Source organism: Dermacoccus sp. Tok2021 (genome assembly GCF_019895135.1).
Taxonomy (GTDB): Bacteria; Actinomycetota; Actinomycetes; order Actinomycetales; family Dermatophilaceae; genus Dermacoccus; species Dermacoccus abyssi.
Genome location: NZ_JAGTHU010000025.1, coordinates 19,955 through 34,747, shown reverse-complemented (window position 1 = coordinate 34,747; position 14,793 = coordinate 19,955). Strand labels below are relative to the sequence as shown.

Here is a 14,793-nt window from a genome sequence, read left to right as displayed (position 1 = left end):
CCGGTGCACTTGTGTCGATCTGGCCGCGATATATCGCCGCCAGATCGAGATAACTGCACCGGATGCGTCGCGGGCCTTCGCCCTCGCCTTTACGACAGGTTGCCCAGGCGCTGCAGGCGGCCGCGCAGCGAATCCTGACGCTCGGCGTTGCCCGGCAGCTCGACGAAGCGCTCCCGGAACCGAGCCAGCAGGTCGTCCTCGAGTCGGCGAACCGCGCCGGGCGGGAAGCTGTAGCCCATCGCACGGGACACCCGCTCGGACGAGACACCCTGCAACTCCACGCGCAGGTCGTGGATCGACTCGACGCCGAGTTCCGTCAGCAAGTCGGCCGTGTCGACGTAGTGATCGACACGGGAGAAGCGCGAATCGGCGTAGCGGCCTGCGAGGAACGACGCGAGCTCGCGCGGGTCGATGCGCCCACCGGCATCGTCGAAGTCGCGCTCACGCACCCCCGACGCCAAGGTGTCGCGGATGACCGAGAACTCCCGGTCGGCCAACTCGATGAGCCCTGCCGCCAGTGTGAAGCGGCGGTCCAGCTCCGACGCGTGCTCGCTCGGCACCTCACCCTTGTACCGCGCGTCGTGCTCGAACTCGGCCCACGCGTGCTGCAGCACCGTGCGCAACTGCACCGAGACGCACTTCGACGCCTCGTACCCCGTCGCGTCGGGGTCGGTCGAGATCAGCATGTGACGACTCGCGTACCCGAACCGTCCCTCGCTCGCGGTTTCGCGTCCCATGTCGCGATCCTCGAGGACGGTGTAGTGGTCGCCGAGCAATTGGGCGACCGGCTCGATGTCGCTGAGCGTGTACGTCACGATGCGCACGCCCACCTGGTCGGTGATCTCGACGAGCGGGTCGAAGTCGGTGTGACCCAGCTGCTCCGCGCGGCGAACCACCTTGGCGGAGAAGGACGCAGGAGATTTCGCGCGACCCGTCACCGACAGGTAGTTGATGCCGGCGTCGTCGACGATCGCGCGGATGCGGCGCACCGTTTCGTCGGTGCGCCGCACGGTACGAGGGTGACGGGACGCGTACGTCGCGTTCGCTCGCTGCAGTGACTTGCGGCTCATGGGGGAATCCAAACAGAAACGACCGACGGCTGTCGGGAGGTGCGGGTTTCGAATCGGTGGGAAGGCGATGTCGGAGACGGTCGGTACCCTGGAAGGTAATATCCGCGCGTGCTCCGAGGCTCGCGCCGCACGAAGCGAGGCAAGTACGTGGTCAATGAGTCGGGCCAGGGGCGCGGTAACGCGGGTGGTCGCCCCGCCGCCGGAGGCAGGAAGCCGCAGGCTTCTTCGAAGGGTTCCTCGAAGAGCGCTGCGGCCGGGTGGATCGCCTCCCGCCGCGCCAAGGCGTCCAAGCGCTCGATGCCGGTGCGCATCCTGCGCGGTGCTCTCATCGGCTTCGCCAGCCTGTTCCTGCTCGCCGTCCTGGCTTTCGTCGTTCTCTACATGGCCATCGACATTCCCAAGGCCAACGCGCAAGCCACCCAGTCCGTCTCTGTCGTCTACTACGCCGACGGCAAGACGGAGATGGGTCGTTTCACCACGACGAACCGCGATCCCGTTGCCATCGAGAAGGTGCCCGAGCACGTCCAGCGCGCCTTCATCGCTGCGGAGGACCGCAGCTTCTATTCGAACCGAGGCATCTCACCGAAGGGCATCGCCCGAGCGTTCATCAACAACTTCAAGGGTGAGGGAAGCGGCAGTCAGGGTGGTTCGACCCTGACGCAGCAGTACGTCAAGAACTACTTCCTCACCCAGGACAAGACGATTACCCGCAAGGTCAAAGAGGTCGTCATCAGCCTCAAGGTCGACCAGGAGATGAGCAAGAACCAGATCCTGGAGGCCTACCTCAACAACGTCTACTTCGGACGTGGCGCGTACGGCGTCCAGGCTGCGGCCAAGTCCTACTTCCACAAGGACGTCTCGAAGCTGACGCCGGTCGAGGGCGCCTTCCTCGCGTCGGTGGTCAACAACCCGGAGAACATGGATCCGACGGTCGGTCCCAACTCCGAGAAGCGCGCCAACGCGCGTATGGCGTACACGCTCAACGGCATGGTGAGCATGGGGTGGCTCTCGGAGGCGGAGCGCTCCAAGGCGACGATGCCCACGTTCTACAAGCGTGAGCCCGTCAAGTACGCCGACGGACCCGAGGGGTACGTCGTCGCATCGGTGCGTCAGGAGCTGTCGCGCAAGCTCAAGCTCTCGACCACCGACATCGACCGTGGCGGTCTGCGCATCACGACGACGATCGACAAGCGCACCCAGGACGCCGCCGTCCGCGCCGTCGAGGCCCACACGCCTGTCGTGTTGCAGGGCAAGTTGCACACGGGTCTCGTCGCGGAGAAGGCGAACAACGGTGCCGTCGTCGCCATGTACGGCGGAGCCGACTACGACCCCGTCAAGGCGCCCTACTCCGACGCCGACCGCTCGATGCTGCAGAGTGCCTCGACGATGAAGATCTACGCAGCCATCGCTGCGCTGCGCGACGGCAAGACCATCGACACGCGGTACAACGGCAACAACTACATGCGGCTCGGGCCGAACTCGTTCGTGCAGAACGACCACAACAAGTCGTACGGCTTCCAGCCGATCACGAACATGCTCGCGTACTCGATCAACACGGCGTTCGTGCGGCTCAACCAGGACATCGGCCCGGAGAAGACCCTCAAGGCCGCACAGGATTCGGGCATGCCCAAGACCCTCGGTGGCATGAACGACACCAAGGAGATCCTCAACGTCCTCGGTACCGGTGACAGCCGCGTCGTCGACCAGGCCACGGGCTACAACACGCTCAACTCCGGCGGAAAGCGCTACGACCGCTACCTCATCTCGAAGGTGCGTACGTACGACGAGAGCTACAGCTACGACGTGAAGGTCGAGGGCGAGCAGGCCTATGACAAGGGCATCGCCGACGACGTCACGTGGGCTCTGGGCAAGACCGGCGTCTACGGAACGGCCGCCGGCACGCAGTACCAGCTGAACCGTCCGTTGGCCGCGAAGACGGGTACCGCGACGGGTAACAAGTACATCTGGTTCAACGGATTCACGCCGGGCCAGCTCACGACCTCCGTCGGGATGTACTACAGCGAGGACGGACGCACGGCGAAGCCGATGCAGAACCTGCCCGGCATCCCGTCGGAGGACGTCTACGGCGCCGGCCTGCCTCGCAAGGTGTGGGTCGACTTCATGAAGGCCGCGCTCCAGGGCCAGGAGGTCACGAAGCTGCCGGAGCGCTCGTACTACAACCAAAACAAGCCGCAGACCCAGGATCCTCTGCCGAGCAGCACCTACGTGCCCCCGTCAACGGCACCGACGCCCTACCCGGAGCGCAGCACGTCCTCGACGTCGTCGCCCTCGCCGGAGACGAGCGACTCCCCGGAGTCGTCCTCGAGCAGCTCGAGCAAGCTGCCCAGTTCGTCGAGTTCGTCCCCGAGCCGTTCCTCGAGTACGTCGAGTCCCAGGCCGTCGACGCCGCGGCCAACGTCGAGTTCTCCGCCGAGCCCGACGCCGACACCGAGTGGTTCCCTCACCTCGGCTCCGTGACCTAGCGGCCACGCTCTAGGGTTGGGCCCATGAGTTCAGGTGCGCAGAGGAAGAGCATGCGTCCTCAGCGTGTGCCGCGGCGCGCCGCGATGCCCTCGCGCACCGACTCCGTCGTCGCAGCGGCTTCGCACGTCATCGGAGGCCCGCTCGGGCGTCACGCCGTGCCGGGGGTGCGCGGATGGCGGCCCGCTGCGGCGGTTCTGTCGGCCCTCAGCTCGGTCTTCGTCGCGCTGGGCGTGCTCCAGAAGAACCACTGTGTCTCGACGGGCTGGGCCACGCCCGGATCGTTGTGGCGCGCCTGTTACTCGGATCTCCCCGTGGCCGTTGCGGGTGACGCAGGCAGCACGCCGTGGTCGTCACCGGGGAGTGCGGGGCAGCCACCGCTGACCGCGGCCATCACCTGGATCGTGAGGATCCTCGTGCCCGGTGGTTCGCAGCTGCGTCTGCAGCAGGGCATGTTCGCCTGGGGCGCAGCGCTCATCGCCCTGCTCATCGCCCTCGCCGTCTGCTTCACCGCGGCGTCGCTGCCGAAGGGACCGTGGGCTGCTGCGCACGTTGCCCTCTCGCCCGTCCTCATCACGACGGCTCTCATCTCGTTCGACGCGTTCGCCGTGCTGCTCGTTGCGGCCGGGCTGTGGGCCTGGAGCCGCAACCGGGCGGCGCTGAGTGGCGGGTTGCTCGCCGCAGCGCTTCTCACCAGGCCCGCGTTGGGCACCGTGTTGCTCGCCGTCATCCTCGTGGCTCTGGCTCGTCGGCGCACCCGCGATCTGGCCGGCGTTGCTCTCGGCGCAGCCGTGACGTTCGCCGTCGTCGGGGGTCTCATGCTGATCTCCGGAGCCAACCCGTTCGCGTCCTTCACGACGTGGAAGGCGCAGGGCGCGTCGTACGGCTCGCTGTGGCAGATCTTCTCGTTCGCAGGCTTCACACTCTCGCCCACGTCCCTGACGGCGCTCGCTGTCACCGGCTGGATCCTCGCCATCGGTCTCGGCTGGCTTCTCGCGAGCCGCGACGAGACGATGACGCCCGCGGCCGTCGCGCTGCTCATGCTCGTCGTCGTCATGCTCACCTCGCGGGCGCTGCCGGTGCAGGCTGCTCTGTGGGTGCTTCCGCTCGTCGCCCTGTGCGCGATTCGTTGGCGCGACCACCTCGCGTGGGCGGGAGCAGAGTTCGCCTACTTCGTCGTCGTGTGGGGTTTCATCGCGCGTTCCTCGAACTCGGCCAAGGCGCTGCCGCAGGAGTGGTTCGCGGTCTTCGTCGCCGTGCGGCTCATCGCCGTTCTCTTCCTCGTGCGAGCCTGCATCGACTCCGTGGCCGGCCCCGCCCGCCGGGCGAAGTGATCGCCGCCCGAGCCGACGCACCGACTCATGGGCAGTCGTCCACAGATTTCGTCCGTCGTGACGGCAACGGGTAGTCTTGAGAGGCTTACGCCCTCTTGTCCACAACCCGTGGACGCCACTTTCTTCCCGAAAGCGCTCACGACGAGCACGATCGGGCCAGGAGGCGGTGAGGGCGAGCAACGCTGCAACCCTCCTGTCACGGAGAGACCGTGACCGCTTTAGACCAAAGGAGGTGGGTTACCGCATGCGTCACTACGAGATGATGATCATCCTCGACGGCGAGCTCGACGAGCGTACGGTCCAGCCCTCGCTGGAGAAGTTCCTCACCGTCGTCACGAAGGACGGTGGCACCGTCGACAACGTCGACACCTGGGGCCGTCGTCGCATGGCGTACGACATCAAGAAGAAGTCCGAAGGCATCTACGTCGTGGTCGACTTCACGTCCACCCCGGCCACCGCCGCAGAGCTTGACCGCCAGCTGGGCCTCAACGAGTCCATCCTGCGCACCAAGATCCTGCGCAAGGACGCCTGAGAACTCCCCACACTTAAGTAGGAGGAACCACCCATGGCTGCAGGCGACGTCAACATCACCGTGATCGGCAACCTCACCGCCGACCCCGAGCTTCGGTACACGCCGAACGGGGCGGCGGTCGCCAACTTCACCGTGGCCTCGACCCCCCGCCAGTTCGACCGTCAGTCGAACGAGTGGAAGGACGGCGAGACCCTCTTCATGCGTTGCTCCATCTGGCGTGAAGCGGCGGAGAACGTCTCCGAGTCCCTGCAGCGCGGCACTCGGGTCGTCGTCACCGGCCGACTGAAGTCTCGTTCGTACGAGACGAAGGAAGGCGAGAAGCGCACGACGACCGAGCTCGAGGTCGACGAGATCGGCCCCTCGCTGCGTTACGCCACGGCGAAGGTCAACAAGACCCAGCGCTCCGGTGGCCCCGGCGGCGGCTTCGGAGGAGGCCAGGGGGGCGGCAACGTCTCCCAGGGCAACTTCGGCGGCCAGCAGGGCGGCAACGGTGGTGGTTTCGGTGGCGGCCAGCAGGGCGGCAACTTCGGTGGCAGCCCCAACGACGACCCGTGGGCAACCGGTGGCAACACCGGCGGCCAGCAGGGTGGTCAGGGCAACGACGGCGGTCAGCAGGGCGGCAATGGTGGCTGGTCCACCGGCCCGTCCTACGACGAGCCCCCGTTCTGATCGGCTCCTCCTCACACCGGTCGTGATTCGTCACGACCCACCTCGCACCGGCCGACGGCCGAGGCGAAACAAGACACTCGCTATCCCGAGTCACCCACTCGGGCTCTCATAGAAGGAGAGCACCACGATGGCAAAGCCCGTTGTGCGTAAGCCCAAGAAGAAGGCCAACCCGCTGAAGGCGGCGAAGGTCGAGAACATCGACTACAAGGACGCAGCCCTGCTGCGCAAGTTCATCTCCGACCGCGGCAAGATCCGTGCGCGTCGCGTCACGGGCGTCTCCGTCCAGGAGCAGCGCCTCATCGCCAACGCCGTCAAGAACGCCCGCGAGATGGCCCTGCTGCCGTACTCGAGCTCGGCTCGCTGATCAGGCGGAAAGGAACACCATCATGAAGGTCATCCTGACGCACGAGGTTTCCAAGCTCGGCACGGCCGGTGACGTCGTCGACGTCAAGCCCGGCTTCGCCCGCAACTACCTCCTGCCGAACAACCTCGCCACCGAATGGACGAAGGGCGGCCAGAAGCAGGTCGACTCCATCCAGAAGGCTCGCGAGTCCCGCGCCGTCAAGACGCTCGAAGAGGCTCAGTCCATCAAGGGCAACCTCGAGAACGCCAAGGTGACGCTGAAGGCGCGCTCCGGTGAGAACGGTCGCCTCTTCGGCGCCGTGACCACGCACGAGATCGCCGACGCCATCAAGGAAGCCGGCGCCGGCTCCGTCGACAAGCGCAAGATCGAGATCACCACCCCGATCCGCTCGCTCGGCGACCACAGCGTCCTCGTCCGCCTCCACCCGGAGGTTCAGGCGACGGTCAAGCTGAACGTCGCGCGCGCCTGACGCGTTCGCGTAGACCACGCAGAAGCTCCCACCCTCCTTGAGAGGGTGGGAGCTTCCGCATGTCGTGGGGAGAACTGTCCTCGACGAGGTTCGATCTGGCGGACGCATGACGAAGGCCCCGGTACATCCTCCTCGGATGTCCACGGGGCCTTCGCCGTCACACTTCGAGGGCTGTCACAGGGGCGTCGCGAGGTGATCCCACATCGTCTTCGCGACGCGGTTGGCCACGCTCGTACCGATGGCCATCGTGGGGGTGCGCTGCAGGATGGCGAGCGTGTGGTTGCGTCCGTAGCCACCGACGTGGCCGACGCTGTTGATGCGCCACTGACCGTTGTAGGGCAGCCACCCGTTCTTGACCTGGGAGGTGCCGTACGTGCCGACACCCCAGCGCTGGCCGGAGGTCACCTGACCCATGAGCGTGCTGATGTAGCCGCGGTTGGTGCTGTTGAGCACCCGACCGAACCAGAAGATCTCGTCCATGAGCACCATCTGGTCGTAGGCGGACGTCGTCGTCAGGCCCCAGGCCTTGTTCGTCACCGTCTGGTACATGCGCAGCTTCGTGGCCATGGCCTGAACGGCCGGCGCGCCGCCGACGCTCTTCCACAGATTCGTCGCAGCGTTGTTGTCGCTGTAGCGGATCATGATGCTCGCCTGCGACTTCTCCCACGCCGTCAGGGCACGCCCGAGGCGCTGAGCGCGGTCACACACCGTGGCGAGGATGAGCACCTTGACGATGCTGGCGCACTCGTTGCGCACTCCCGCGCTGTACTGCCAGAACCGGCCGGAGCGGCGGTCGTAGACGGCGACCGACAGGGTTCCGGTCGTCGCCGCATCGATGGCGTAGATCTTGTCGCGAAGGCCCACGGTGGTGGCAGAGGCCTCAGCTGCGCCGACGAGACTCGGCAGCGCGAGAGCCGTGCCGACGCCACCGGCGCCCAGGACGACGCCTCGTCGAGTGTACCCCTTGGGGGTTTCATGATGCTTTCCGACGCGAGCCATGTGGCCTCCCGAACTTCTGTGGTGTGGCCCTCAGGGTACGTGCAGGCAAGCGTCGTTCTGTCGACTTCGGCATGTCGATTCGGTTACGGAACAGCCAGTTCCATCCACGCGTCCACGCGGCGGCGACGATCCAGCACGACGCAGCGAGCCGTCAGGTAGAGCGAGTAGCAAACCCACAGAGCGGTCAGCGGGGCCGCGACGTCCAGCCCCTCGAGCCACTCGTCGGCGAGCATGAGCACGCCCAGGGCCGGGAGGTAGGCGAGCAGGAGGGCGACCTGTGCCTTGGCGAGGAATGGGCCGTCTCCGGCCCCCATGAGGACGCCGTCGAGGACGAAGAGGACCCCCGCGACCGGTTGGACGAGGGCGATGACGACCAGGGCGCCCGTGGTCGCGCGCAACACCGAGGGGTCGTCGGAGAACAGGTGGGGCAGGGGCCACGCGGCGGCGAGTGTCAGCAGGCCCGCTGCGGCACCGCTGTACCAGCCCCAGCGGGTGATGACGGCCGAGAGCTCGCGCGTCTCGTCGTGGTCGCCGCGCCCGAGCGACTCCCCGATGAGTGCCTGCGCGGCGATGGCAATGGCATCGAGGGCGAAGGTGAGGAAGGTGAAGATCGTCATCGCGACCTGGTGCGCGGCCAGCGTCGTGGCACCGAACGTGCCGGCCGCCGCCGTCGTCAGCAGCAGGACGGCGCGCAGCGCCACCGTGCGCACGAGCAGCGGCGCGCCGAAGCGGGCAGCCGCCAGGACGCGGGCGGGATGGGGACGCAGGTCGAGGTGGCGGGTGCGGCGCACGATGGAGACGAGTAGCGCCAGGGCCATGAGCCACTGTGCGACCACCGTTCCCACGGCGGCACCGGCCAGCCCCCAGCCGACCACGAGGACGAGAAAGGCGTTGAGAGCGGCGTTGACCGCAAAACCGATGCCTGTCACCCACAGAGGCGTCTTCGTGTCCTGGAGGCCCCGGAGAAGGCCCTGTGCCGCGAGGGCGATGAGCATGGCCGGGATGCCGACGGAGCTGATCTGGAGGTAGGTCGTGGCTTGGTCGACCACGTCGGCCCCGCCCGAGCCACTCATGGCGCGTGCTGCGGGACGGGCGAGGACTGCGGTGACGGCGGACAGCGGCAGGCCGAGAGCGAGGGCCAACCAGACACCGTCGAGGCCGGCCTGGACGGCGTCGTCCTGGTGGCCGCGGCCGAGGTGTCGTGCCACGACGGCGGTCGTCGCATAGGCGAGGAAGACGAAGATGCCGGTGGCGGTGAGGAGGATCGCGCTCGCGGCTCCGAGCGCGGCGAGCGCCGACGTTCCGAGGCGCCCCACGACGACCGAATCGGTGAGGAGAAACAGGGGCTCTGCGATCAGGGTGAAGAACGCAGGCACCGCGAGTCGGGCGATGGGGTGCGTCACACGGCTCCTAACGTCTCACGATGCGAGATGCACCACACATTTTTTCGCGGAGTGTCGGCGCGCCTTCCATGACGTTCGACCTGTATCTGATATGGGCCGAAATTCTGCAGAACCACGCACGATCGGGTGATTCACAGCGTCGTGCTTTTACGCGCATACTGCTCGACGAGTCAAGCATCCACCCCTGCGTGTCGGCAACTTTCACTTTCTTCACAGGGTCCGGTCAGGCACAGTAAACGAGCACCTTTGTGAGCGGGGGCTGGCAGGGGTGTGGCAGTGACGTGCGCACGCACCCGACGTCCGAGACGTCGGGGGTGTGCACGTCGTGACGACTTCACCTAGGAAGGCTGCTCATTTGAGTACCCACGTTCCCTTGCACATGAGGCGGCGCCAACGCTCTACCTCTGCGCTGCCGCGCCTGACGGTCAAGCAAGCCGTCGGCGCCGGTGTTGCGCTCGCCATTCCGACGGGTGGCACGCTGATGGCGGCCGCGCCGGCGCTCGCCGCGCCCGGTGACGACACCACCAACGGCTCCGCCTCCACCCCCCGCCCGACGCTCTCGTACGGCTCGCGCGGCGCCGCCGTCAAGATCGTTCAGGCCCGCGTCGGTGTCACCGCCGACGGCATCTTCGGCCCCGCCACGCTGAGCGCGGTCAAGACGTTCCAGCGCGCCAACGGCCTCGTGCCGGACGGCATCGTGGGAGCGCGCACCTGGGCCAAGGTGGGCGGCTCGGCCGTCACGCCGACGCGTCCGACGACACCCACCACGGGCACGACGACGCCCACGGTGCCGACGACCACGACCCCGGCCTGCTCGCCGACGTCGACGACGTTGCGCATGGGCAACTCGGGCCAGCTCGTCAAGGTGCTGCAGGACCGTCTCGGCCTGCCCACGGACGGTTGGTTCGGTGCCGACACGAAGGCCAAGGTGCTCGCCTTCCAGCGCGCAACCGGTCTGTACGCGGACGGCATCGTCGGCCCGCGCACGTGGACGAAGCTCGGATGCGTCGGCCCGAACGCCCCGCAGCCGACGACGCCGCCGGTGTCGACGCCGTCCGTGCCGAGTACTCCGGCCACGGGTACCGCGGCGCAGGTCATCGCCTTCGCCCAGACGTTCGCGGGAACGCCGTACGTGTGGGGCGGTTCGTCGCCTGCCGGCTTCGACTGCTCCGGTCTGACGAGCTACGTGTTCAAGAACTTCGGCTACTACATGCCGCGTACCGCGGCTCAGCAGCAGGCGTACTTCCCGCGTGTCTCCGACCCGCAGCCCGGTGACCTCGTCTTCTGGGGTTACCCGGCGTACCACGTCGGTATCTACGTGGGGAACGGCATGATGATCGACTCGTCGCAGCCGGGCGTTCCGGTTGCGATGCGCAAGGTCTACAGATTGCCGTCGGGGTACGCGCGCGTCATCAAGTAGGGATCACCAAAGCCTCCGCGGTGTGACGGGGATGGCGCTCGGATCGGTTCGGTACCGGCAGTGGGGAAGCTGACACGGTCGACGAGCTGAGCGCCGTCCCACATCGTGGACAAAATTGAAGAAGAAATTTTCTGTCGAACATTTTTTCGAAGAGCGAAAGGATGTTCGATTCGTGCTGCCCGAAAACTCGCACAATTCGCCCGAATTTCCCGTCATCACAGGCAGATCACGGCGGCTCTGAACGACACGAGTGTAATTTTTTCGGTGCTTTGAAGCGCTCATTCGGTGGGGCATCCTCGGTCATGTCACGCATTCAGCGTGGCCTCAGATCCCTGTGAGCGCGTTGTCGGCTTCGCCCGTGCGCTCCACGAACTCACGGAGTGCAGAAGCCATGACGAAGTACGTGCCCAAGCATCTCTCCTCGCATGCCGGCTACCTCGACTCGGCTCGTGTCGGTGCCGCAGCTGCGCGCAGTGGTCGTTCCGCCGTCGCGCTCGGTGTGAGTGCGGCCCTTCCGACCGGTGCGGCAGCCCTCATGGCGGCCCCCGCTCTCGCCGTCGAAGGCGACAAGGCCGCCGAGGCAGCTGCCGGTGACACCCCCAAGACGGTGGCGTTCGGCGCTCGTGGTGGTGACGTGACGCAGGTCCAGGCCCGCCTGGCGCTCGTGCGTGACGGCATCTACGGCCCCATCACGACCGCCGCGGTCAAGGACTTCCAGCGCGCCAACAACCTTTCCGTCGACGGTGTCGTCGGATCGAAGACCTGGTCCGTTCTCAACGCCACGTCGACGAAGCCCGCCTCGAAGCCGGGTTCGAAGGACTCGGTCGTCAACATCGGCGACGAGGGCGCCGTCGTGCGCGCGGTGCAGAAGAAGCTCGGCATCACGGCCGACGGTGTCTTCGGCCCGAAGACGCTCACCGCCGTCAAGGCGTTCCAGACCGATAAGGGCCTCGCCGTCGACGGCATTGTCGGCGTCCGCACGACCTACGCGCTCGCCAAGACGGATGCTGCTTCCGCCAAGAAGAGCACGCCCAAGAGCTCGTCGAAGAAGGTGGCCCGCAAGGCTGCTCGTCCGACGCTCGTGAGCCCGAACGCCCCCTACGAACTGCCGTTCCCGAGCGGTTACGCGGCGCCGATCTCGCAGGGCCCGTACGGCTCGGCCAGCCACTACAAGTGGAACGACAAGCACCACGTCGACTTCGCGGTGCCCGCAGGGACGCCCGTCGTCGCGTCGGCCTCCGGCGTCGTCATCATGGCGGAGTACAACACCGGCGGCGGCAACACCATCCTCATCCGCGACGCCTCCGGTCACGCGATGGAGTACGCGCACCTGTCGTCCATGAACGTCGTTCCCGGTCAGCGTGTCGTCCAGGGTCAGCAGATCGCTCGCTCGGGCAACACGGGCAACTCCACCGGCCCGCACCTGCACTGGGGCATCGTGGACGGACGCAACTTCGTGAGCATCAAGATCGCGGAGTCGAAGGAGCTCGGTACGTCGTACGTGCCCGGCACACTCGCGATGTCGCGCAACGGCTGACCCGCCGTGTGCTCACCGACGGGCGCCTCTTCCGACTGGGAGAGGCGCCCGTCGGCGTTCGCGAGCGTAGGGGTCGGGACGTGTCGTTGAACAGTCGTGAACGTGAAGTCACCGGTGAGCAGTTGCGTCGTCACGTCGAGGTGCTCGGGGTGAGCGAGCAGGCGCTGGCAGCCTGGCTTGACCTCGAACCGCAGGCGGTGGAGGACACCGTTGCCATGCGGGGTGCGGATCCTGTCGTCGTGTGGCTCGTGCGGGACGGGCTGGACGCGCTGGCGCGTCACCGCGGCGTGAACGCAGGTGGGTGGACGGTGTTGACGGACTCGTCCCGGCAAGCCGCGCAGCGCTGGTTCCGTCTGCGGGCGGTTCCACCGGTGGAGTCCTTCAAGGGGTGACGAAGGCCGCCGGGGCTTTACCGGTGGCCGGCTCCGACCCGGTGCTCCGAGCGCAGCGGCGTCGCTTCGGATTTCGGTCTGTGCCGGGTGGTTGCGTGTCGAAGCGTGCTGCACGGTCGGTTTCTTGATTTGGTGAGGGTGGCGTCTCGGTTCGTCAGCCCCCAACCGCTCGTCGCCGAAGGACGCAGGCTCGCTTCGCGGGTCGGCGTCCGGGGTTCGTCGGCGAGCACCATCGCGAGCCGGGACGCCACCACGTCGCCTTCGCGTCCGGCAGGCCGGTTTCACGTCGTGATTTCGCCCAGCCAGGTCGGGCGGACGGGGCCCGAACGGCTGTTGATCGTACGGTGAACGATCCCAACGCCTGTGGACGGCAATATTTCTTGTCGCACAGGACGGAAGAGATTTTCGTCCCCAGGCTGGGGACGAAGGTTGCGCCGTCATGACGGGATTTTCGTGAGGGTCGGTTCAATTCGTCCACAGGCTTGTCCCCGTGTTTCCCACAGGGGTGGACGGCGTTTCCAACACGTTGTGCACAACGTTGTCCACAGGCCGGTTGGTGAACGGACGGGGTTGCTCCGTACGGTTGTCGGTGCTGAGTGAGATGGTGCCTTCTGTGCCGCTCGAGGTGGCACCGACGGGCAGTGCGACGCGGCGAGTTCGCGCCGGGATGAGGAGTGGCGGCATGGCCGAGTTGGAGCCGTACGAGGCGCCGCCGGAGTTCGACGCACCCGGCGACGCGATGCCGCCCGGCAAGCTGCCGCCGCAGGATCTGCAGGCCGAGCAGAGCGTCATCGGCGGCATGATGCTGAGCAAGGACGCCATCGCCGACGTCATTGCAGAGGTCAAGGGCGTCGACTTCTACCGTCCGGCGCACGAGGTCGTCTTCGACGCCATCACCGACCTGTACGGGCGCGGCGAGCCGGTGGACGCCATCACCGTCGCCGACGAGCTGACGAAGCGCGGCGAACTCGGGCGCATCGGTGGGCAGGCGTACCTGCACCAGCTCATCTCGAGCGTGCCGACCGCGGCGAACGCCGGGTACTACGCGCAGATCGTCGCGGAGCGAGCGGTGCTGCGTCGCCTCGTCGACGCGGGTACGCGCATCGTGCAGATGGGCTATGGCGATGACGGCGGGGATGTCGAGGACATCGTCAACGCGGCGCAGGCAGAAGTTTATGCGGTCGCCGACAAGCGCGGCGGTGAGGACTACGTCCAGCTCGGTGACGTGCTGGAGCTGACGGTCGACGAGATCGAGCAGATTCAGGGTGGCGGGCAGGCGGCCGGCATCCTCACGGGCTTCGCCGACTTCGACGAACTGACGAACGGTCTGCACGCCGGCCAGATGATCGTCATCGCGGCGCGACCGGCGATGGGTAAGTCCACGCTGGGCATGGACTTCATCCGCAACGCGGCCATCCAGCACGGGCACTGCGCGGCCTTCTTCTCCCTGGAAATGGGGCGCACGGAGATCACCATGCGCATCCTGGCCGCCGAGGCGGGCATCCAGATGCAGAACATGCGCAAGGGCACGATGACCGACGACGAGTGGGTCAAGATCGCCACGACGATGGGGCGCATCAACGAGGCGCCGCTGTTCATCGACGATTCGCCGAACATGTCGCTCATGGAGATTCGGGCGAAGGCGCGCCGCCTCAAGCAGCGGCACAACCTGAAGATCTTGGCGATCGATTACCTGCAGCTCATGAGTTCGGGCAAGCGCGTCGAGTCGCGTCAGCAGGAGGTGTCGGAGTTCTCACGTGCGCTCAAGCTGCTCGCGAAGGAGCTCGAGGTTCCGGTCATCGCGATTTCGCAGCTGAACCGTGGCCCGGAGCAGCGCACCGACAAGCGTCCACAGATGTCGGACCTGCGTGAATCGGGTTCGATCGAGCAGGACGCCGACATGGTCATCCTGCTCCACCGAGACGACTACTTCGACAAGGACTCGCAGCGCCCCGGCGAGGCCGACATCATCGTCGCCAAGCACCGTGCCGGCGCAACGAAGGACATCACCGTCGCCTTCCAGGGCCACCTGTCGCGCTTCAAGGACATGGGCGGCCAGAACTTCTGATCGTTGTCGAGACCGCCCCTACTTTGCACAACTGCCCGCGTATGCAGCATACGGA

At 66.7% G+C, this 14,793-nt stretch carries 13 protein-coding genes; 10 read left to right on the top strand and 3 right to left on the bottom strand.

Features of this window, described 5'->3' with window-relative positions:
• Positions 1 to 89: 89 nt before the first annotated feature.
• Positions 90 to 1,070, bottom strand: coding sequence for a GTP pyrophosphokinase family protein (locus K9D12_RS12980; RefSeq protein WP_047310887.1), 981 nt, complete (start codon positions 1,068 to 1,070; stop codon positions 90 to 92).
• Between the two features lie 108 nt (positions 1,071 to 1,178).
• On the opposite strand from K9D12_RS12980, the gene K9D12_RS12975 reads away from it, so the two are divergent.
• From K9D12_RS12975 to rplI, 6 genes are all read left to right on the top strand, one after another.
• Complete coding sequence (locus K9D12_RS12975; RefSeq protein WP_223060437.1) at positions 1,179 to 3,548, top strand: transglycosylase domain-containing protein; 2,370 nt, start codon at positions 1,179 to 1,181, stop codon at positions 3,546 to 3,548.
• Between the two features lie 56 nt (positions 3,549 to 3,604).
• On the top strand, positions 3,605 to 4,885 hold the full coding sequence (locus tag K9D12_RS12970; RefSeq protein WP_187036683.1) for a hypothetical protein: 1,281 nt from the start codon (positions 3,605 to 3,607) through the stop codon (positions 4,883 to 4,885).
• A 244-nt stretch (positions 4,886 to 5,129) separates the two neighbouring features.
• Positions 5,130 to 5,417, top strand: coding sequence for a 30S ribosomal protein S6 (gene rpsF, locus K9D12_RS12965; protein ID WP_047311233.1), 288 nt, complete (start codon positions 5,130 to 5,132; stop codon positions 5,415 to 5,417).
• A gap of 33 nt (positions 5,418 to 5,450) precedes the next feature.
• Positions 5,451 to 6,086: a single-stranded DNA-binding protein gene (locus tag K9D12_RS12960; protein WP_223060436.1), complete on the top strand. Its 636-nt coding sequence runs from the start codon at positions 5,451 to 5,453 to the stop codon at positions 6,084 to 6,086.
• A gap of 127 nt (positions 6,087 to 6,213) precedes the next feature.
• Complete coding sequence (gene rpsR / locus K9D12_RS12955) at positions 6,214 to 6,450, top strand: 30S ribosomal protein S18 (RefSeq protein ID WP_006944621.1); 237 nt, start codon at positions 6,214 to 6,216, stop codon at positions 6,448 to 6,450.
• A 22-nt stretch (positions 6,451 to 6,472) separates the two neighbouring features.
• Positions 6,473 to 6,919: a 50S ribosomal protein L9 gene (gene rplI, locus K9D12_RS12950; protein ID WP_047310889.1), complete on the top strand. Its 447-nt coding sequence runs from the start codon at positions 6,473 to 6,475 to the stop codon at positions 6,917 to 6,919.
• A 174-nt stretch (positions 6,920 to 7,093) separates the two neighbouring features.
• Here the strand turns inward: rplI and K9D12_RS12945 are convergent, their stop codons facing one another.
• Together K9D12_RS12945 and K9D12_RS12940 are read right to left on the bottom strand one after the other, a co-directional pair.
• Positions 7,094 to 7,918 carry a serine hydrolase gene (locus tag K9D12_RS12945; protein WP_187036688.1) on the bottom strand — a complete coding sequence of 275 codons (825 nt, stop codon included), beginning with the start codon at positions 7,916 to 7,918 and terminating at the stop codon, positions 7,094 to 7,096.
• Between the two features lie 83 nt (positions 7,919 to 8,001).
• Positions 8,002 to 9,321, bottom strand: a complete 1,320-nt coding sequence (locus K9D12_RS12940) for an MATE family efflux transporter (protein ID WP_047310890.1) — start codon at positions 9,319 to 9,321, stop codon at positions 8,002 to 8,004.
• 379 nt (positions 9,322 to 9,700) lie between these two features.
• Here K9D12_RS12940 and K9D12_RS12935 point away from each other — a divergent pair, with 379 nt between their 5' ends.
• The 4 genes from K9D12_RS12935 (at position 9,701) to dnaB (ending at position 14,738) form a co-directional block, all read left to right on the top strand.
• Positions 9,701 to 10,741, top strand: coding sequence for a peptidoglycan-binding protein (locus K9D12_RS12935; RefSeq protein WP_129665789.1), 1,041 nt, complete (start codon positions 9,701 to 9,703; stop codon positions 10,739 to 10,741).
• A 391-nt stretch (positions 10,742 to 11,132) separates the two neighbouring features.
• Entirely contained in the window at positions 11,133 to 12,278 is a 1,146-nt protein-coding gene (locus K9D12_RS12930) for a peptidoglycan DD-metalloendopeptidase family protein (RefSeq protein WP_052946857.1), read from the top strand.
• 80 nt (positions 12,279 to 12,358) lie between these two features.
• Positions 12,359 to 12,670: a DUF2316 family protein gene (locus tag K9D12_RS12925; RefSeq protein WP_165357944.1), complete on the top strand. Its 312-nt coding sequence runs from the start codon at positions 12,359 to 12,361 to the stop codon at positions 12,668 to 12,670.
• Positions 12,671 to 13,352: 682 nt separating this feature from the next.
• Complete coding sequence (gene dnaB / locus K9D12_RS12920) at positions 13,353 to 14,738, top strand: replicative DNA helicase (protein WP_082128679.1); 1,386 nt, start codon at positions 13,353 to 13,355, stop codon at positions 14,736 to 14,738.
• The last annotated feature ends 55 nt before the right edge of the window (positions 14,739 to 14,793 follow it).